Raw genomic sequence first — 19,458 nt, 5'->3', positions numbered from 1 at the left:
TGAAGCTGGAAAACTGGCCCCCCCTGGGCCTGGAAAGGCCCTGAGGGGGCCAGTTTCGGCGCAGGCTAACTTGGGCGTGAGCCCAAGTTAAGGCCCGAAAGGGCCGGCCGGAGCCAAAACTCGCTCGGCACGCTGGGCGTGGTCCAGTAGGGCCAGTTTCGGCGCAGGCTAACTTGGGCGTGAGCCCAAGTTAAGGCCCGAAGGGCCGGCCGGAGCCAAAACTCGCTCGGCACGCTGGGCGTGGTCCAGTAGGGCCAGTTTCGGCGTAGGCTAACTTGGGCGTGAGCTCAAGTTAAGGCCCGAAAGGGCCGGCCGGAGCCAAAAAGGTAGTAACGGGCCCCTGGGCCTGGAAAGGCCCTGAGGCCCGACCAAACGTAGTACCTGAAGAAAACTTTTCCCCACCGGCCCGCGGCATTTCGCCGATAGAAGAGCTGGAAACCCTGCGGCATTGCCGCAATTAGATTCATAAAGGAAGTCATCATGCGTCACCGTCACGGTCTTCGTAAACTCAACCGCACCAGCAGCCACCGCCTGGCCATGTTCCGCAACATGGCCGTCGCGCTGCTGACGCACGAAGCCATTAAGACCACCCTGCCCAAGGCCAAGGAACTGCGTCGCATCGTCGAGCCGCTGATCACCCTGGGCAAGGAACCCACGCTGGCCAACAAGCGTCTGGCGTTTGCGCGCCTGCGCGATCGCGACGTGGTGGTCAAGCTGTTCGCCGACATCGGGCCCCGCTTCAAGGAGCGCAATGGTGGCTACACCCGTATCCTGAAGATGGGTTTCCGCCAGGGCGACAATGCTCCCATGGCCTACATGGAGCTGGTCGACCGCGCGGCCCCCGCTGAGGCGGAAGAAAAGGCCGAGTAATCACCGAGACTGCGCGCCGGTGCCGGATGGGGTATTCCGCTGACGCGGGCGCCCTGGAAAAGCACCGTCGCGGAAAGCCCGGCCGGACGGCGCTGCGGCCCGTCCGGACTATGGTTGGTGGATACGAATCCCCATGCGGCGCGAGCCGGATGGGGATTTTTTTATCGCGCGCGGGCGCGCCGTGGCCCGAAAGCCGACCGGCACGCCTCCCGGCCTTGGGGGCGAACTTACTCGGAGGCCCCCAGTATGGCCTTGACCTCGAGGTATTCCTCGAATCCGAACACGCCGAACTCTCGCCCGTTTCCGGATTGCTTGTAGCCGCCGAAAGGCAGGCTGCGGTCGAACGGCGCGCCGTTGATGTAGACGCGCCCGGCGCGGATGCGGTTGGCGACTCGCCGCGCCCGCGCGGGGTCGCCGGACTGCACGAAGCCAGCCAACCCGAAGGGCGTGTCGTTGGCGATGGCGATGGCCTCTTCCTCTGTGTCGTAACTCATGATCGAGAGGACCGGACCGAAGATTTCTTCCTGCGCGATGCGCATCCGGGAGGTGACGTCCCCGAAGACGGTCGGACGGACGTAATAGCCGCGCGCAAAGCCTTCGGGCTTCCCAGTACCTCCGGCAACCAGCGTGGCCCCTTCGTCGATGCCTGACTGGATGAGGGCCTGCACTCTGTCGTACTGCGCCTTGCTCACCAAGGGCCCCATGGTGGTGGCCTGATCGAGCGGGTCGCCGAGGCGCGTGGCTGCGATGGCTTCGCGCGCCGCATCGAACGCCGCCTGACGCTTGGCCCGAGGGACGAGCATGCGGGTGGGCGATTGGCAGTTTTGTCCGCCATTCGTGTTGCAGGCGTGTACCCCGGCGATGACGGCAGCACGCAGGTCGGCGTCGTCCAGGATGATGTTCGCGGACTTGCCGCCCAGTTCCTGTGCGACGCGCTTGACGGTATCGGCGGCGAGCTTGGCTACCCTGATGCCGGCCGCAGTGGACCCGGTGAACGAGACGAAGTCGACGTCGGGATGGGAGGCGATCGCTTCTCCCACGGTTGGCCCGTCACCGTTGACGAGGTTGAAGACCCCCGCGGGCAGGCCGGCCTCGTGGATGATCTCGGCGATCATCATGGCGCTCAGCGGCGCGATCTCGCTCGGCTTGAGGACGACGGTGCAGCCGGTCGCGAGCGCGGGCGCCACCTTGGAGGCCACTTGGTTCAGCGGCCAGTTCCACGGCGTGATGAGACCGCACACGCCTATCGGCTCGCGGCGCACGATGCCGTTGCCCATGCGCACTTCGAACGGATATTCCGCCAGCACGCGTGCGGCTTCCTCGAAATGAAACAGCGCTACGGTAGCCTGTCTTTCCGTCGCGAAGGTGATGGGCGCGCCCATCTCCAGGGTCATCATCCTGGCCAGGTCGGGCAGGCGCGCGCGGAATCCTTCGATGATCTTCCGCAGCCATCCGAGCCGTTCCTCGACGCGGGTTTCCGAATAGCTCGCAAAGGCACGCTTGGCTGCCGCGACTGCGCGATCCACGTCCGCCTTGGAGCCTAGGCTGATCTGTGCAAACGGCTCTTCGGTGGCGGGATTGACGACGTCCAGGGCGGAGGGCGCGATGGGATCGACCCAGGCACCGTCGATGTAGAACTTCCGGTTTTCCATCTTGCTCCTACTGTCGATGGCGGCGCGCGGTTGCACCGCCTGGTTGGCGCGGCCGGCCCCTCAGGGCCGGCCGGCATGCGCTACTCGACCGAGATCTTGGCCGCCTCGACGATGCGTTTCCATTTCGCTGCTTCGGATGCCATCTTTTGCTGCAGCTGCGCAGGCGTGCCGGAAAGCGCCGACATGCCCAGCGAAGCCAACTTGGCCTTGCCCTCGGACGAGTTGGTGTATTTGTTGATTTCCTCGTTCAGCGACTTGACGACGTGCCCGGGAAGGCCGGCCGGGCCGATCAGGGCGCTCCAGACGGTAGCTTCGAGCGGAACGCCCTGCTCGTTGGCGGTGGCTAGCTCCGGCAGGCCGGAGAACCGGTTCGCGGCGGTCACGGCCAAGGCCCTGAGCTTGCCGGCCTGGACCTGGGGCGTGAGCGAGGTCACCGGTGCAGAGACGCCCGCCACCGAACCGCTCAGCGCGCCCGCCATGGCCGGCGCGTCGCCTTTGTACGGAATGGATTGGAATTGGGCGCCGTTATTGATGCGTAGGTACTCGACGGCCAGGTGTCCGATGGTACCGTTGCCGGGGTTGCCGATGCTCAGTGGCTGCGGCGAGGACTTGCTCAGGGCGATGAACTCCGCGAGGGTATTCGCCTTGACCGACGGGTTGACGGCGATCATCAGGGGGATTTCTCCCACCAGCGCGATCGGCGTCAGGTCTTTTTCCGGGTCGAACGGCATGGGGTTGTACAGAGACTTGTTGTTGGCCAGCGGTCCCGAGGTCGCCAGTCCGAGGGTGTAGCCGTCTGGCGCGGACTTGGCCACGAAGTCCACGCCGATATTGCCGCCGGCGCCAGCCCGGTTCTCGACGATGAATTGCTGCCCGTAGCGGTTGGTCAGGTGTTGGGCGACCTGGCGCGCGACCAGGTCCGAGCTACCTCCGGGGGCGAACGAGGCAATGATGCGAACGGGTTTGCTCGGCCAGTCGCTCTGGGCTTGCGCGACACCCGGAAGGAGCGGAAGAATTCCTGCGGTCAATGCCAGGGCGCGGGAAATGGCGGCCATCTTCATGGGTTGTCTCCGAGTAGTTATAGTTTGTGCAGTCTCCTGCGTATCGACTGGCCGGACAACGGTATTTTTTGGAGTTTTCGGCCACAGAAATTGACGCATTGCATCGGAAGCCGGTGCGCGCTTCCCGCAATACCTTGCGTGGAGTTTCCCGTGTATGGTGATGCGCAAAGCCGACGATGCCCACGGAAAGGAGCCGCCATGGCCCGTCTTGCCGCCGAAGATTTCGACCCCGCCTTGCTCGAGCTCTACGACTATTACGTCCATGGCCGCATATCCCGGCGGGAGTTCCTCGATAGGGCCAGCGTATTTGCGGTGGGTGGGCTCACCGCAGGCGGACTACTCGCTGCGCTGAGCCCGGACTATGCGCTGGCCCAGCAGGTATCTTTCACCGACCCGGACATCGTCGCCGAATACATCACCTATCCTTCGCCCAAGGGGCATGGCTCGGTGGGCGGCTACCTGGTGCGTCCGGCGAGGATCGCCGGCACAGTGCCGGGCGTGGTGGTCGTGCACGAGAACCGCGGATTGAATCCCTATATCGAGGACGTCGCACGCCGGGTCGCCAAGGCCGGGTTCCTGGCCCTGGCGCCCGACGGCCTGAGTTCGGTGGGTGGTTATCCAGGTAATGACGACAAGGGCCGCGAGCTGCAGAGCCGGGTGGACCCGGCCAAGCTCATGAATGATTTCTTCGCCGCCATCGAGTTCTTGATGCGGGGCGATTTGACGACCGGGAAGGTCGGCATCACGGGATTTTGTTATGGCGGCGGCGTGGCCAACGCGGCGGCCGTGGCGTACCCGGAATTAGCGGCCGCGGTGCCGTTCTACGGCCGTCAGCCCCGGCCGGAAGACGTGTCCCGCATACGCGCGCCGCTCCTGCTCCACTATGCCGAATTGGACAAGGGCATCAACGAAGGATGGCCGGCGTACGAGGCGGCACTCAAAGCCTCGGGCAAGATTTACGAGGCATACATTTACCCGGGCGTGAACCATGGGTTCCACAACGATTCGACCCCGCGCTACGACGAGGCGGCCGCGAAGCTCGCGTGGGAACGCACCATCGGGTGGTTTCGCCGCTACCTCATCCCGCAAGGATCGTAAGCGGGCACACGCTCAGTGCGCCGACAGCCGGAGCAGCAGGCTGACGAGTTCCCCTTGCCGGTGCGTGCCGGTCTTGGCAAAGAGTGCGCGCAACTGCGTGCGGGCCGTGCTCAACGCGACGCCTTGGCTTTGCGCATATTCGGCCAGGCTGCATCCTGCTTGCAATCGCGCGGCTAGCCGTGACTCGGCGCGGCTGAACTGGAACAGTGCGGCCACCCGTTGCACTTGCAGCGCGGCATCCAGGACGCTGACGGCGACCAGCGGCCGCGCTAGCGGATTCCCGGGGTGATCGTCCGGCAGCGGGGAGACGAGTATTTCCGCACCGCCGGCTGACGACGGGCCGATGCGCGTTCCGCGCGCCGGCGCGGTTCGGCCCAGGGCGTCCGCGATGGCCTGGGCCAGGCGTTCGATCGGGGCATGCCGGGGCTCGAGCCGCCCCGCGCGTTCTACCAGCGCGCCGTCCGCTAGGGCGCTGTAGCGTTCTGCTGCGGCGTTGCGGTACGTCACCCGCCGTTCTTCGTCGAGCAGCCACAGCGGCGTGGGGAGGCTGTCGAGCAGGCGGTTCCGCTGGGCCAGGCTCTCGCGCAGGGGGGCCATGGCTTGGAACATCCGCCCCGCGCGCTTCAAGTGGGGCGCGATGCGGACGAGCAGTTCGTCGTGCACCGTTTCCGGCTGGACGCCTATGGCCGTGAGCAGCGCAAGGTAGACCGGCGTGCCTTCAGTGCTCAATTGGATGGAGGCGCGGTCGTCGAAGCCGTAGGCGAGCTGGAATTCCCGGTAGTAGGGGTGGTTGGCCACGACCTCGTTGCCGAGGTCGCGCTTGTCGTGGCACCACTGTCCTGCCTCGTGGGAGGCGATCCAGGGGCGGACGGGATCGATCTTGCCGTAGCGGTCGTTGTAGGCTTGAACGGCGGCGGGATCGCATTCGACGGACGCCATGACGGTGGCTTGCGCCCGGCCAGGGTTGCCGACGGCCATGGCTCCGCACTGCCGACCGCTCGCCGCGACCAGGCTTGCCAGGAGGCCGGACCAGCGGGATGCGTCGAGCACGCTTTCGTAGCACCGCTCGATCAACGCCTCGTAGGTTTCCAGGGTAGGAGTGCTGCCCATCGCGAGACCTCGAAGTACAGAAGTAACATTATGTTACTTATCCGGCCAAGAAGCAACTCATTTTTACAATGTTGCCTCGCGGTGGCCGGGGCACGCGATCGGAACGGGGTACGGCTCGACAGGGTACTATTCCTGCATGAGCACCCCCGCGTTGCAAGTCCGGGCAATCTCTCCGGCCCCTGATGCCGAAACCGCTTTACGGGTCGAAGGGCTCGAGAAGCGGTATGGCGACCGCGTGATCGTAGGCGGCTTGTCCTTCCAGATCGCGCGCGGCGAGTGTTACGGTTTGCTTGGCCCCAACGGTGCCGGGAAAACGACCACGCTGCGCGCCGTACTGGGCTTGACGCCTATCGACGGTGGCGTCATCCGGCTGCTCGGATACGACATGCCGGGGCAGGCCCGCCGCGCCCGGGCGCGGGTCGGCGTGGTGCCGCAGATCGATAGCCTCGATCCCGACTTCACCGTCGAAGAGAATCTGCTCGTGTTCGGGCGTTATTTCGGCTTGCGCGATGCTGAAATCCGTCGCCGTATTCCGGGCTTGCTCGATTTCGCGTCGCTGGTTTCCAAGCGCAAGGCGCGCATCAATGAATTGTCCGGGGGCATGAAGCGGCGGCTGACGCTGGCGCGTGCGCTGGTCAACGATCCTGAATTGATCGTGATGGACGAGCCCACCACGGGGCTCGACCCCCAGGCGCGCCACCTGATCTGGGAGCGCCTGAAGGCCTTGTTGGCGCAAGGCAAGACGATTCTGTTGACCACGCATTTCATGGATGAAGCCGAGCGCCTGTGCGATCGCCTGGGCGTCATCGACCATGGCCGCATGATCGCCGAAGGCGCCCCGCAGGAGCTGATCGCGCGCCATCTCGAGCCGGAGGTGGTGGAGGTCTACGGCGAAGATGCGTTGGGCTGGCTCGAGCGCCACCGGGCAGGCTTGCCGGGGAGGGTGGAGGTCAGCGGCGCAACCATTTACTGCTACACCTCCGACCCGGCTCCCGTCCTGGACTCGCTGCGGCAAGGGGGCAGGTTGCGTTACCTGCACCGGCCGGCGAACCTGGAGGATTTGTTCTTGCGCATCGCCGGCCGCGACCTGCGCGAAGGAGCGTGACCGTGCGGGAGAACAGTCGGGCCGCGGCAGGGCGCGGCATGTGGGCGTTGCCGCGGCCGGGCATGGGGTGCATCCCGGTGCTTCGGCGCAATTTCCTGGTATGGCGCAAGACCGCCCTGACCACCATTCTCGGTGACGTCATGGATCCCATGGTAATGCTGCTTGCGCTGGGCTATGGACTGGGCAGCCTCCTGCCCGGGGTCGAGGGCGTTCCGTATGTCACTTTCCTGGCTGCCGGGTCCATTTGCATGGGCTCGCTCTATGCCGCGACGTTCGAGGCGACCTACAGCACCTTCTCCCGGCTGCATATCCAGCGTTCCTGGGACGCGATGCTCAATACGCCGCTTTCGCTCGACGATGTCGTGCTGGCCGAAGTCCTCTGGGCAGCAGCCAAGAGCATGAAGAGCGGCATCGCCATCCTGCTGGTCGTGATCGCGCTCGACATCTCGCGCGCGCCGACCTTGGCCTGGGTTCCGCTCGTCGTCGCGCTCATCGGGCTCTCCTTTGCCGCCCTGGCGCTAGTGATGTCCGCGCTGGCGAAAAGCTTCGACTTTTTCCTGTATTACTTCACGCTTGGTGTGACCCCTATGGTCTTCCTGTCCGGCGTATTCTTCCCGGTATCGCAGTTGCCTGACGGGCTTGTGCACGTTGTGCGCCTGTTGCCCTTGGCGTCGGCCGTGGAGCTGGTCAGGCCCTTGGTGCTGGGACGCGTGCCCGAGCAGGTCTGGCCGCAGGTGTTGCACCTGGCGGCCACGGCCGTGGCCGCGACTTGGCTGGCAACCGCCCTGATGCGGCGGCGCTTGTTGCGTTGACCCGGGAAATGGAGAGATCGAGGAGATTATGATGGCGCACTCGCATCGTGCCGACGACGCCGTGCTCGTCTTGAGCAATGCGCCGGACGCGGAAGCGGCCCGGCGCATTGCCTCGCATCTGGTGCAAGAGCGGCTGGCGGCCTGCGTGAACGTCGGCGCACCGGTGTGGTCCATCTATCGATGGGAGGGAAACGTGGAGTCCGCCGACGAGGTTCCGCTTTTCATCAAGACCACGGCCGCCCGCCTGCCGGCCGTGCAGGAGGCGATTGCCCGGCTGCATCCGTACGAGGTGCCCGAAATCATCGCCGTGCCGATAACCGAAGGATTGCCGGCCTACCTGGATTGGGTCAGGCAAGAAGTACGAGACTGATGTCCATGTTCCGCTTCATTGCCGCTCTCGGCTCCCGCTTCGGTCGGGTGCTGGCCTGCCTGCTGTGGCTGGGGTTTGCCGGCCTGCCGGGGACGCTGCTCGCGCAGGATTTCCTGCCGCCGGAGCAGGCGTTTCGTTTCTCCGCCCGCGCCGTGGCGCCGGACGCCATCGAGCTGTCCTGGCAGATCGCGCCCGGTTACTACATGTATCGCGAGCAATTCCGGTTCGTGCCCGAGCCTGCCGACGTGATGCTCGGCAAACCGCAGTTGCCGCCCGGCCAGGTGAAGTTCGACCAAACCTTCGACAAAGAGGTGGAGACCTATCGCGGTTCGGTCGCCGCCCGTCTGCCGATCCCAGAGGGGACGCCCTTCGGGCTGACCGTGGTTAGCCAGGGCTGCGCCGACGCGGGGCTGTGCTACCCACCCGTCGAACAAAAGATAGGCATCCGGCCGGCTTCGGCGGCTGGCGGATTGCCGCAAATCGACGGTGGCACGGTCGCGCGCTCCGGTTGGTCTGCCTTCGCGCAGGCTGATGACGTCAGCCTGGCGGACATGCTGTCGGGCAGCGGCCTCGTGCAAACCGTTCTGATATTCCTTGGCCTGGGCGTTCTGTTGTCGCTGACGCCGTGCGTGTTGCCCATGGTGCCTATCTTGTCCGCCATCGTGGTGGGAGATGCTGCGTCCGCGGGCCGGCGTCCTCGGCTCAGGGGCCTGGGGCTGGCGGCCGCCTATGTGTTCGGCATGTCGGTGGTCTACACCGCCGCCGGGCTGCTGGCGGCACTGAGCGGCGTGAGCCTGGCCTCGGCGCTGCAGACGCCGTGGGTGCTGGGGACCTTCGCGGTGCTGCTGGCGTTACTGGCGATGGCCATGTTTGACGTATTCACCTTCCAGCTTCCCTCGCGCTGGCAGACCGCCTTGTCGAACCGCGTTTCGCGGCTGCCCGGCGGACGGGTGACGGGCGCGCTCGCCATGGGTGCCGTCTCCGCGCTGATCGTCGGCCCGTGCGTGGCCGCACCGCTTGCCGGCGCGCTGCTCTATGTCTCGCAAAGCGGGGACCTGTGGCTGGGCGGTGCCGCGTTGTTCGCGCTTGCTTGGGGCATGGGCTTGCCGCTGCTGGTCGCGGGCGCTTCCGCCGGCGCCTTGCTACCCAAGGCGGGGCCATGGATGGACGACGTCAAACGTTTCTTCGGCATGCTGCTGCTTGCCGTGGCATGGTGGATGTTGTGGCCCGTGCTGCCGGGGTGGGTGCAAATGGCCGGATGGAGCGTGCTGGCGATCCTGGCTGCCTCCTTGCTGCATGCCTTCGATGCCCTGCCGGCGGGAGCAGGGACCGGCCGCCGCTTGATGAAGGGCGTGGGCCTGCTGTTCGCGCTTGCCGGGGTGTTGCAGGCCGTAGGCCTGGCCAGCGGGGGGCGCGATCCGCTGCAGCCGCTGGCGCATATCGCGGGGCCGGCGCGCCTGCCTGCCGGTGCCGGGCCCGAGCTTGCGCCGCTCGGCGGCTCGGGCCCGGCGACCGGCGGGGACGCGGAGCTCTGGAGTCCGCCGCAAGGCGCCATGTCGAGGCCGGTGGCTGGACCGCCCGTATTCGAGCGGGTACGCAGCGTGGCCGAGCTCGACGCCCTGTTGGCCGCCTCCGACCGGCCGGTCATGCTGGACTTCTATGCGGATTGGTGCGTGTCGTGCAAGGAGATGGAGGCGTTCACCTTCCCGCGTCCCGAAGTGGCCCGCCGCCTCGCCAATTTGCGCCTGGTGCAGGCCGACGTGACAGCCAACAATGCGGACGACCGCGAACTGCTCAGGCGCTTCAAGCTGTTCGGGCCCCCAGGCATCGTGTTTTTCGCGCCGGGCGGCAAGCCGCTGGGGCAGCGCGTCATCGGCTTTCAGGGCGCCGAGCGCTTTGCCCGGGTGCTGGACGAAGTGCTGGCGGCCTCGGCGCCATAGCGCGATCGACGCCGCCCGGCCCGGCGCGCGGCTACAACCGCTCCGTGGGGTCGTCTTCCTGCCTGCCCGCTCGCCATCCTGCCTTGCGCGCCAGCGCTTCGGCGACGCGGTAAGGTCGCGTCTCGATGTACCTGCGGGCGGAAAACCAGGTCCACAGCAAAGCCGCCAGCAGTGCCATGCCGGCAAGCAGCCACCAGAACCCGCCGCGCTCGTGTACCAGCGGGAGATGGTCGAAATTCATGCCGAAGATGCCGGTGATGAGGGTGAGCGGCGTGAAGATGACGGTGACCACCGTCAGGATGCGCATGATTTGGTTGGTGCGGTGGGCCGTGGCGGAGAAGTGGAGCTGCACCGCGTTTTCCACCGATGACTCCATGCGGCGGGCGTGGTTCAGGACCCGGTTGACGTGTTCCATGACGTCATTGATGCGCACCAGCAGCGCATCGCGACGCTGGTCGAACGCCCCCGAGCCCCGCGCGTCTTCGTCAAGGTCCATGGCCGCGTCGCGTAGCTCGGACAAGGCGTCGTACTGTTCCTCGCAAATGCTTTCGAGGCGCCGTAGGACGATGCGGACGTCGAGCAGCGCCAGCCAATTGTGGAAGCGGCCGCTGGGATTGAGCAGCTCGCGCTGCCATCGATCCAGGTGCAGGGTGAGCGGCTGCCGCAGCGCGAGGTATTTGTCGACCATGCCGTTGAGCAACCGCAGCATCAGCTCGGCCGGTCCCGATAGGGGGCGGGTCAACGGCCCGATGGTGCTTTGCAAGCGTTCGACTCTCCCTTCCGGGAGGCGCTCGCCGCGTTGTTCGGCCAGGCGCCGCTTCATCGCTTCGCACGTCGTGCTTGCGCCGTGGCGCACGGAGATCAGCGCCTGCGGCAGCACGAAAAACGCCACAGGACGAGTGCGCAGGTTGGCCATCAGCGGGATCGCGGGCTTGCGGCCCCCCGGCGCAGGCGCATCGGATGGCGGGTCGGCCACGATGCGCCGGAACACCACCATCTCGTAGGTGAGCGTGTTTTCGAAATACGACGGGTGGGCCGGGTTCACCGCATCCTGCAAATGCAAGTCGTGCAGGTGCACGCCGGTCAATTGCTCGATCCGGGCTCGCCAGTCCTCCGGGGCCGGCGCGACTTCCTCGGCACTCGCATCGATCCAGAAAAAACCTTTGCTGGCTGCAAGCTGCGCCGCATTCTCTGGACGGGGCCCTCCGTTCTCCGGGATCCAGAGGACGTCCATGGCTTCAACCCTTCAGCTTGCGGGCCGCGTCGAGGGCGAAATAGGTCAGGATGCCGTCGGCCCCGGCACGCTTGAAGCCTAGCAGGGCCTCCATCACGACTTTGTCTTCGTCGAGCCAGCCGTTGGCGCACGCCGCTTTCAGCATCGCATACTCGCCGCTGACCTGGTAAGCGAAGGTCGGGACGCGGAAAGTGTCCTTGACGCGGCGCAGGACATCCAGGTACGGCATGCCCGGCTTGACCATGACCATGTCGGCGCCTTCGCGCAGGTCGAGCGCCACCTCGCGCAGTGCCTCGTCGATGTTGCCCGGGTCCATCTGGTAGGCCGCCTTGTTCGACTTGCCCAGGTTGGCGGCCGAGCCCACGGCGTCGCGGAACGGCCCGTAGAAAGCGCTGGCGTACTTGGCCGAGTAGGCCATGATGCGGGTGTGGATGTGGCCGGCGGCTTCCAGCGCCTGCCGGATGGCGCCGATGCGGCCGTCCATCATGTCGCTCGGGGCGACGATGTCCACGCCGGCCTCGGCCTGCACCAGGGCCTGCTTGACCAGGATTTCCACCGTGGGCTCATTCAACACGTAGCCGGTCTCGTCGATGACGCCGTCTTGCCCGTGGCTCGTGTAGGGGTCGAGGGCGACGTCGGTCAGGACGCCCAGCTCGGGAAAGCGTTTCTTGAGCTCGGCCACCACGCGCGGGACGAGGCCGTCGGGGCGGATGGCTTCGATACCGTCCGGGGTCTTGAGCTCGGGGGCGATGACGGGGAAGATGGCCAGCACCGGGATGCCCAGCTCGACGCATTGTTCGGCCACGGGCAGGAGGGTGTCCAGGCTGTAGCGTTCGACGCCGGGAAGCGAAGGCACCGGTTGGCGCAGCCCCGTGCCCTCGGCGACGAAAACGGGATAAATCAGGTCATCGGCCGACAGCCGGCTCTCGCGCACCAGGCGTCGCGTGAAATCGTCGCGCCGCAGGCGGCGCGGCCTGCCGGCAGGAAAGTCGGCGAATACTTCGTGTTGGCTCATTGCTTTGCGTCCAGTGTTACGGCGGGGCGCCGGGGGGCTCCCTGCGCAAGATACCATCGCACCGTCACGGCCGTCACGGTGCGGTCTTCGGCAGCAGCCATCCTTCGATGTGCGCGGCGGCCTCTTCCAGCCCGAGGCGGTGCGTCGCGGAAAACGCGACCGTGTGCAGCGCGCCGATGGCGGCCAGCTCTTTCTTGGCGGCGAATTGAGCCTTGACGCGCTGCCCGTAGGGCAGCTTGTCTGCCTTGGTCAGCAGGGCCAGCACGGGCCTGCCCGAGGGCGCGATCCAGTCCACCAGATTCCGGTCCAGGTCCGTGACGCCGCGGCGGATGTCCACCAGCATCACCACGCCGGCGAGCGAGGGGCGATCGCGCAAGTAGCCGCCGAGCACCTGTGCCCATTGCGACCGGTCTTCCTTGGCCACGGATGCGTAGCCGTAGCCGGGCAGGTCGACGAGGAATCCCAGGTCGCGCTCAGGCTCGAGCGGATCGGGGATGCCGAACATGTTGATCAGCCGCGTGCGTCCGGGCGTCTTGCTCGAAAACGCGAGGCGCTTCTGTTGGGTGAGGACGTTGATCGCCGATGACTTGCCGGCGTTGGATCGGCCGACGAAGCAAACCTCCGGCGCGCCTGGCGCGGGCAGTTGGTCGAGCCGGGCGGCGGAGGTCGTGAAATGGGCGCGATGAAGGATGGACACAGGGCGTCGCGGCGCGGCGAGGTAAGTCAGGACTCGTCTATTGTAAGGCCGGGCCTGGGCCGGCCTCGCGGGGCGCTGGCGGCACCGTTCAGTCGATCCGCTTGAGGTGCTGCTTGAACAGCCGCTGCCGCGCCACGTAGCTTTCCACCCCTTGGCGGATGCGCGCGATGTCTTCGTCCGTGAGCTCACGCACCACCTTGGCCGGCGCGCCCAGGATCAACGACCGGTCGGGAAAGACTTTGCCTTCGGTCACGATCGCCCCCGCGCCCACGAGGCAGTTCTTGCCGATCACGGCCCGGTTCAGGACCACGGCCTGGATGCCGATGAGGGACCCATCGCCTATCGTGCAGCCGTGGAGCATGGCCTGGTGGCCGACGGTCACGTAGTCGCCGACGATCAGCTTCAGGCCTGGGTCGGTGTGGAGCACTGCGCCTTCCTGCACATTGCTCGAATGGCCGATGACGATGTCGTCATTGTCGGCGCGGATGACCGCCCCGGGCCAGACGCTCGAGTTTTCGGCCAGCCGGGCCTTGCCGATGACGGTGGCGCCTTCGGCAACGTATGCGGATTCGTGGATGGTGGGCGCATCGGCCCCGAGCTGATATACCGCCATGTGGATCTTCTGCTGAATAGTTTTCAATCGGCTACGTTGTAGTTGCTATAATAAGAGGTTTCTTAAAGTCGAAAAGCGCTTGCACGGGGCCTTTGCGCTTTCGGCGGCAGCATTGCAGTACAAGAACTCGCAGTAAAAAAGAACGTTCACCTCCGGCGTGAGCCGGCCGAATGAAATAAAGGGGTAGTGGGCCCCGCGGAGACGCCTGCTGGAAGATTTTCCGCCGTATCTCGAACGGCTGGTCCGGCAGGAATGGCAGGAGACACGGCATCCGCGAGTCGCATATCCCAACCTGATTTTTAGGAATTTAGGTCGAGGTTTTCATGAAGCGTGTGCTGTCCCTGATGCTAATTGCGAGCGGTGCGATGTTGGGTGCGGCGGCCGCGCCGTCCCTGGCAGCGGATGCCACGGCCCGGCCCAAGGTCGACCTGGCCAAGGGCGAGCAGCTGTTCAACGACGGCGATCCGTCTCGCAACGTCATATCCTGTGCCAGTTGCCATGGCCCGGGCGGAAACAGCCCCGGTGCCGCGAATCCCAAGCTGGCCGGGCAGCACCCGGAATACCTCTACAAGCAATTGGCGAACTTCAAGGTCAAGGAAGGCGCCAAGAAGCCCGAGCGCGTCAATGCGGTCATGAACGCCATCGCGGCTGGCCTCACCGACGAGGAAATGCGTAATATTTCCGCCTATCTCGGTGCCCAGGCCCTCAAGCCTGCGGTTGCCAAGAACAAAGACACGGTCGAGCTCGGCCAGCGCATCTACCGCGCCGGCATCCCGAGCAAGGGCGTGCCCGCCTGCGCGTCGTGCCACAGTCCCAACGGCAGCGGCATTCCTTCCCAGTATCCCCGCGTGGCGGGCCAGTTCGCCGAGTACACGGAGTCCCAGCTGGTGGCCTTCCGCAGCGGCGCGCGGGCCAATAGCCTCCCGATGACCCAAGTCGCGGAGAAGATGTCCGACGCCGAGATCAAGGCCGTGTCTGATTACATCGCCGGCCTGCGCTGACCGCATCGCCGGAACCATCGTAGTCGCGAGCGGTCACTCGAGGGGCGGGCTATCCGCCCCTTTTGCATTCCATGGCGCGGACGATCGCTCCCGCGCCGCGCGGCGAAACCCGCATTTCCATCATGATGACGACAGCTTCCTCCGCAGCATCCCGCCCGGCCCCCCGACGTCTCGGGGCTGACCTGTTCGAATTGCTGGGGTCCATGCGGTTCGCCGTGAGCCTGCTGGTGTTCATCTGCTTGGCGAGCGTCGTCGGCACGGTCGTGGTGCAGAACCAGCCGTCGAACAACTACGTCAACCAGTTCGGCCCGTTCTGGTACGAGGTGTTCGACGTATTCTCGCTCTACCATGTCTATAACGCCTGGTGGTTCCTGCTCATCATGGGCTTCCTGGTGGTGTCCACCAGCTTGTGCATCCTTCGCACCTCGCCCAAGATGATCCGCGACATGCGCTCGTTCAGGGAGCACGTCCGCGAAGCCAGCCTGCGCGCGTTTCACCACCATGCCGAGTTTTCGTCGGCTGCAGCGCGGCCTGCGGAAGTCGCCGATGAAGTTGCGGGCTTGCTCCGCCGGCGGGGATACGCGCTGCGCATCAAGTCCAGCGGCGAGGCCTCCCTGGTGGCGGCCAAGACCGGCAGCGGCAACCGGCTGGGCTACATCTTCGCGCACACCGCCATCGTCATCGTCTGCATCGGCGGGCTGTTGGACAGCGAACTGCCCATCCGGCTGCAGATCTGGTTCGGCGGCAAGCAACCCTTGTTCGAGAACATGGCCATCGCGGACGTGCCGGCGTCCGGGCGCCTGGGGCCCGGGAATCCGAGCTTCCGGGGCAATGTCCTGGTGCCCGAGGGCGGCCAGACGCGCAACGCCATCGTGATGGTGGACGACGGGGCGCTGGTGCAGCCCCTGCCATTCACGCTGGAACTGAAGAAATTCGTCGTCGAATACTATTCGACGGGGATGCCCCGCCTGTTCGCGAGCGAAGTAGAGGTTACCGACCACGGCACCGGGGAACGCTTCCCCGCCACCATCAAGGTCAACGAACCCCTTCGGTACAAGGGCATAACGGTCTACCAATCCAGTTTCGACGACGGCGGGAGCTCCCTCGAGCTGACTGGCTATGCGTTGCGCGGCAGTCAGCCCTACACGTTTCCGGTCTCGGGCACGGTAGGCGGCACGGCGCGCTTGGTGGCCGATGATGCGGGTGGCAACGAGGCCCTGAAGGACCTCTCTGTCGAGTTCAGCGGGTTTCGCCCCATCAACGTCGAAAACTTCGCCGGCGGCGGGGTCGGGGCGGCCCAGCCCAAGGCACTGCGCGAGCAGGTGGCCGCAGTCGCGGGCAGCGCGGCCCGGCCTGGCCAGAACGATGCGTTCCGCAATGTCGGGCCCAGCGTGCAGTACAAGCTGCGCGACGCGAGCGGCCAGGCGCACGAATTCCACAATTACATGTTGCCCATCGAGCTCGATGGCGTGCCGGTCTTTTTGACGGGGGTGCGTGCCAGTCCGGACGAGGATTTCCGCTATGTGCGCATGCCCGCCGATGCCGACCGCTCCCTCAAGGAATTCATGGCCCTGCGCGCCGCGCTCCAGGACCCCCAGGCGCGGGCCTTGGCCGCGCGGCGCTTTGCCGCGGCCAACAGGCCGGCCGCGGGTGATGACGAGCTGACTGCGCAGTTGCGCGAGTCGGCCGAGCGGGCGCTCGACACGTTTGCCGGCGGCGGCTTGCAGTCGATCGCGCGGTTCCTGGAGTCCAATGTTCCGGCCGCGGAGCAGCAGCGGGCGGCCGACGTGGTCGTCAAGCTCTTGGGTGGCGCGATGGCCGAGCTGCGGGCCGTCGCTCGCGAGCGCAGCGGGCTGCCGCCCTTGCCCACGGACGGGGAGGGCGCCGCCGAGGCGGCCGCGTGGAACCAGGCGGCGGTCGCCGCCCTGTCAGACCTCTTCCTGTATCCCGCGCCTGTCGTGCTGGAGCTCAAGGACTTCCGCCACGTCCAGGCCAGCGTCTTCCAGGTCAGCCGGACGCCGGGCAAAAATGCGGTATACCTGGGCTGCGTATTGTTGATTCTCGGCGTGTTCTCGATGCTCTACATCCGCGAGCGCCGGGTCTGGCTGTGGATCAAGCCGGGCGCCGGCGGGCAGGGCGCACACAGCCTCATGGCCATGACTTCCCAGCGGCGCACGCTGGATTTCAACCAGGAATTCGAGCGGCTCAAGGCGGACATCGCCGCATTGCCGCTGCACCAGAAAGGGTAGCCAAGCATGGAATTGACGTCACTCACCCGCGGGGATGCAGGTCGGCCGATGCGCGGCGGCAGCGACGGCCGCCGCAAAGTCGATTGGACGGATGCCGCCTTTGCGCTGTTGCTGGTCGTCGGTGCGGCGTTCGCCTTCCACCGGGTGGGCGACATCATGACCGGCTACGACAAGGCTATCCTCGTGGGCGCGGTTGCGGTCATGGCATGGCTGGGCTGGCTCTGGCGGCCGCTGCGCGTGCTGATGCTGGCGGTGGCCGCAGGCAGCGGCCTGGCATTGGGCCTCTACCAAGGCGAGCTGGCCCGCGCGGAACAGGCGTTTCTGCTCAAGTATCTTTTGTCGTCCCAGTCCGCCATTCTCTGGATGTGCGCCCTGTTCGTGCTGGCCACTGCCTGCTACTGGATAGGGCTGCTGGCGCGCAGCGCCACGGCTGCCTGGCTCGGCACCGCGTTGACCTGGGGGGCCGTGTTCGCTGGGTTGACCGGCCTCTTGGTGCGTTGGCACGAGAGCTATCTGCTGAGCCCGGACATCGGCTACATCCCGGTCAGCAACTTGTACGAAGTGTTCATCCTGTTCTCCCTGATTACGGCGCTGTTCTACCTTTATTACGAGCGCAGGTACGAAACGCGCGCCTTGGGCGGATTCGTGCTGCTCGTCATTGCATCGGCCGTGGCTTTCTTGCTCTGGTATACCTTCGACCGGGGGGCGCAGCAGATCCAGCCGCTCGTGCCCGCCCTCCAGAGCTGGTGGATGAAATTGCACGTGCCCGCCAACTTCATCGGCTACGGCACGTTCTCGCTGGCAGCCATGGTCGCCTTCGCCTATTTGGTGAAGGCCCACGGCAAGACCGCCTCATGGGTGCGGCTGGCACCGCTGTTCGTGCTGGGCGTGCTACTCGCCGTCGAGCCCATGGTGTTCCGGCAAACGGGCATGCCCGCGTATTGGATGGTTTACGCGGGCGTGGCCGCGCTCATCGTCGGCGGCATCTTGCTCGGCCGCAGGCGCCTCGCCGAGCACCTGCCTTCCCTCGAGGTGTTGGACGACATCATGTACAAGGCCATCGCGGTGGGGTTCGCGTTCTTCACGGTGGCTACGGTCTTGGGCGCCTTGTGGGCCGCCGACGCGTGGGGCGCCTATTGGCAGTGGGACCCCAAAGAAACCTGGGCCCTGATCGTGTGGCTCAATTACGCGGCCTGGCTGCACATGCGCCTCATCAAGGGACTGCGCGGCAGCCTGGCAGCCTATTGGGCGTTGGTGGGCCTGCTGGTGACCGGTTTCGCATTCCTGGGCGTGAACATGTTTCTCTCGGGGCTCCATTCCTACGGCGAGCTGTAACCCCCGCCCGCCCAGGGCGAAGGCCGCTTTTTTCGCGTGCCTGGGTGCCTGCGCGGCGACGCGGGCGAACCTTCCCCCGCCTGGCGTTGTCTATCGTCGAGACAGTGCGTCACCGCGCCAGAGGCGGCGGCCGCCGCGCGCTGCCTGTTACAGGAGAGCGACATGCTGATACGCAGGCCTTCCGATGTACGACCTTCCGAAATCACGCCTGAACAGGTCTACCGCGACCGGCGCCGATGGATACTGCAGGCCGGATTGGCTGCCTCGGCCATGGGGCTCTCGGGGTGGACTGACCGGCGCGCCTTCGCGCAGACGACAGGCGTCAAGCTACCGGCGGCGCGGAACGGTGCGTACGTGGTGATGGACAAGCCTACCTCCCAGAAGGACGTCACCACCTACAACAATTTCTACGAATTTGGCACTGACAAGGGGGATCCGTCGAGCCGCTCCGGGCGTTTCCGCACCTCGCCGTGGTCGGTGTCCGTCGAGGGCGAGGTACTCAAGCCGCAGACCTTGTCGATCGACGACCTGCGCAAGCTGGCGCCGCTGGAAGAGCGCATCTACCGCCTGCGTTGCGTCGAAGGGTGGTCCATGGTGATTCCGTGGATAGGGTATTCCCTCTCCGCGCTGATCCGGCGGGTCGAGCCCACCGGGAACGCGAAGTTCGTCGAGTTCGTCTCCGCCATGCAGCCGGACACCATGCCCGGATTGCGCGTGCCCGTGATCGACTGGCCTTATGTAGAGGGGCTGCGCATGGATGAGGCCATGCATCCACTGACGCTCCTGGCCTTCGGTGTGTACGGCGAAACGTTGCCTAACCAGAACGGGGCGCCGGTGCGGGTGGTCGTGCCGTGGAAGTATGGATTCAAATCCGGCAAGTCGCTGGTGAAGATTCGCTTCGTGGAAAAGCAACCCATGACGAGCTGGGTCCGGGCCGCTCCCCACGAGTATGGCTTTTATGCCAACGTCAATCCCGAGGTGCCGCACCCCCGGTGGAGCCAGGCGACGGAGCGGCGCATTGGCGAAGACGGCCTGTTTTCGCCCAAGCGCAAGACCTTGAAGTTCAACGGTTACGGCGAGCAGGTGGCGTCGCTCTACAGCGGCATGGACCTCGCCCGATACTACTGACAGGAGGCTGCGTGCGCCGCGCCTGCGCGCTCGCCTTCATCTGCACAGGGGGCGCGTGCCATGGAAAATGAAAGGTTCATCGAGCATTACCGGGGAAGGCGGCACGGATTTTCAGGAAGAAGTATTCCTGGTCGCGGTAGCCATACGCGCGGCGCTTGATGACCTTGA

Annotated in this window: 17 protein-coding genes; 10 read left to right on the top strand and 7 right to left on the bottom strand. The window is 65.8% G+C overall.

The window, feature by feature from the left end; genetic code table 11:
- Positions 1 to 480 precede the first annotated feature (480 nt).
- A complete protein-coding gene (gene rplQ / locus IRZ12_RS07065) occupies positions 481 to 870 on the top strand; it encodes a 50S ribosomal protein L17 (protein ID WP_296466285.1) in 390 nt (129 codons plus the stop codon).
- 227 nt (positions 871 to 1,097) lie between these two features.
- On the opposite strand, the gene IRZ12_RS07060 is transcribed toward rplQ, so the two are convergent.
- Complete coding sequence (locus IRZ12_RS07060) at positions 1,098 to 2,522, bottom strand: aldehyde dehydrogenase family protein (RefSeq protein ID WP_296466281.1); 1,425 nt, start codon at positions 2,520 to 2,522, stop codon at positions 1,098 to 1,100.
- A gap of 80 nt (positions 2,523 to 2,602) precedes the next feature.
- Positions 2,603 to 3,583, bottom strand: coding sequence for a tripartite tricarboxylate transporter substrate binding protein (locus tag IRZ12_RS07055; RefSeq protein WP_296466278.1), 981 nt, complete (start codon positions 3,581 to 3,583; stop codon positions 2,603 to 2,605).
- Positions 3,584 to 3,781: 198 nt separating this feature from the next.
- Between IRZ12_RS07055 and yghX the strand changes: the two genes are divergently transcribed.
- On the top strand, positions 3,782 to 4,681 hold the full coding sequence (yghX, locus tag IRZ12_RS07050) for a YghX family hydrolase (RefSeq protein WP_296466274.1): 900 nt from the start codon (positions 3,782 to 3,784) through the stop codon (positions 4,679 to 4,681).
- A 12-nt stretch (positions 4,682 to 4,693) separates the two neighbouring features.
- On the opposite strand, the gene IRZ12_RS07045 is transcribed toward yghX, so the two are convergent.
- A complete protein-coding gene (locus IRZ12_RS07045; protein ID WP_296466271.1) occupies positions 4,694 to 5,791 on the bottom strand; it encodes a PAS domain-containing protein in 1,098 nt (365 codons plus the stop codon).
- A 136-nt stretch (positions 5,792 to 5,927) separates the two neighbouring features.
- Here IRZ12_RS07045 and IRZ12_RS07040 point away from each other — a divergent pair, with 136 nt between their 5' ends.
- The 4 genes from IRZ12_RS07040 to dsbD are packed head-to-tail and all read left to right on the top strand — an operon-like array spanning position 5,928 to position 10,018.
- Positions 5,928 to 6,896: an ATP-binding cassette domain-containing protein gene (locus IRZ12_RS07040; RefSeq protein WP_296466268.1), complete on the top strand. Its 969-nt coding sequence runs from the start codon at positions 5,928 to 5,930 to the stop codon at positions 6,894 to 6,896.
- Positions 6,897 to 6,898: 2 nt separating this feature from the next.
- A complete protein-coding gene (locus IRZ12_RS07035) occupies positions 6,899 to 7,708 on the top strand; it encodes an ABC transporter permease (protein WP_296466265.1) in 810 nt (269 codons plus the stop codon).
- Between the two features lie 28 nt (positions 7,709 to 7,736).
- Positions 7,737 to 8,078 carry a divalent-cation tolerance protein CutA gene (gene cutA / locus IRZ12_RS07030; RefSeq protein ID WP_296466261.1) on the top strand — a complete coding sequence of 114 codons (342 nt, stop codon included), beginning with the start codon at positions 7,737 to 7,739 and terminating at the stop codon, positions 8,076 to 8,078.
- A complete protein-coding gene (gene dsbD, locus IRZ12_RS07025; protein ID WP_296466258.1) occupies positions 8,078 to 10,018 on the top strand; it encodes a protein-disulfide reductase DsbD in 1,941 nt (646 codons plus the stop codon). Before cutA ends, dsbD begins: the two co-directional genes overlap by 1 nt.
- 31 nt (positions 10,019 to 10,049) lie before the next feature.
- Here dsbD and IRZ12_RS07020 read toward each other — a convergent pair whose 3' ends face one another.
- The 4 genes from IRZ12_RS07020 to IRZ12_RS07005 form a co-directional block, all read right to left on the bottom strand.
- On the bottom strand, positions 10,050 to 11,252 hold the full coding sequence (locus IRZ12_RS07020; protein WP_296466255.1) for a magnesium transporter CorA family protein: 1,203 nt from the start codon (positions 11,250 to 11,252) through the stop codon (positions 10,050 to 10,052).
- 4 nt (positions 11,253 to 11,256) lie between these two features.
- Positions 11,257 to 12,267, bottom strand: coding sequence for a porphobilinogen synthase (gene hemB, locus IRZ12_RS07015; RefSeq protein WP_296466252.1), 1,011 nt, complete (start codon positions 12,265 to 12,267; stop codon positions 11,257 to 11,259).
- Between the two features lie 73 nt (positions 12,268 to 12,340).
- Positions 12,341 to 12,964, bottom strand: a complete 624-nt coding sequence (gene yihA / locus IRZ12_RS07010; protein ID WP_296466250.1) for a ribosome biogenesis GTP-binding protein YihA/YsxC — start codon at positions 12,962 to 12,964, stop codon at positions 12,341 to 12,343.
- Positions 12,965 to 13,052: 88 nt separating this feature from the next.
- Positions 13,053 to 13,577, bottom strand: a complete 525-nt coding sequence (locus tag IRZ12_RS07005; RefSeq protein ID WP_296466245.1) for a gamma carbonic anhydrase family protein — start codon at positions 13,575 to 13,577, stop codon at positions 13,053 to 13,055.
- Between the two features lie 323 nt (positions 13,578 to 13,900).
- Between IRZ12_RS07005 and IRZ12_RS07000 the strand changes: the two genes are divergently transcribed.
- The 4 genes from IRZ12_RS07000 (at position 13,901) to msrP (ending at position 19,290) form a co-directional block, all read left to right on the top strand.
- Positions 13,901 to 14,578, top strand: a complete 678-nt coding sequence (locus IRZ12_RS07000) for a c-type cytochrome (RefSeq protein ID WP_296466242.1) — start codon at positions 13,901 to 13,903, stop codon at positions 14,576 to 14,578.
- A gap of 122 nt (positions 14,579 to 14,700) precedes the next feature.
- Positions 14,701 to 16,827 (top strand): cytochrome c biogenesis protein ResB, encoded by a 2,127-nt coding sequence (locus IRZ12_RS06995; RefSeq protein WP_296466237.1) that lies wholly within the window; start codon positions 14,701 to 14,703, stop codon positions 16,825 to 16,827.
- A 48-nt stretch (positions 16,828 to 16,875) separates the two neighbouring features.
- Positions 16,876 to 18,162, top strand: a complete 1,287-nt coding sequence (gene ccsB / locus IRZ12_RS06990) for a c-type cytochrome biogenesis protein CcsB (protein ID WP_296466288.1) — start codon at positions 16,876 to 16,878, stop codon at positions 18,160 to 18,162.
- Positions 18,163 to 18,324: 162 nt separating this feature from the next.
- Positions 18,325 to 19,290, top strand: a complete 966-nt coding sequence (gene msrP / locus IRZ12_RS06985; protein WP_296466235.1) for a protein-methionine-sulfoxide reductase catalytic subunit MsrP — start codon at positions 18,325 to 18,327, stop codon at positions 19,288 to 19,290.
- Positions 19,291 to 19,458: the final 168 nt, after the last annotated feature.

The organism is Pigmentiphaga sp. (genome assembly GCF_019689535.1).
GTDB lineage: Bacteria > Pseudomonadota > Gammaproteobacteria > Burkholderiales > Burkholderiaceae_B > Pigmentiphaga.
The sequence above is the reverse complement of the archived record's forward strand: the minus strand, read 5'-3'. Positions and strand labels throughout refer to the sequence as shown.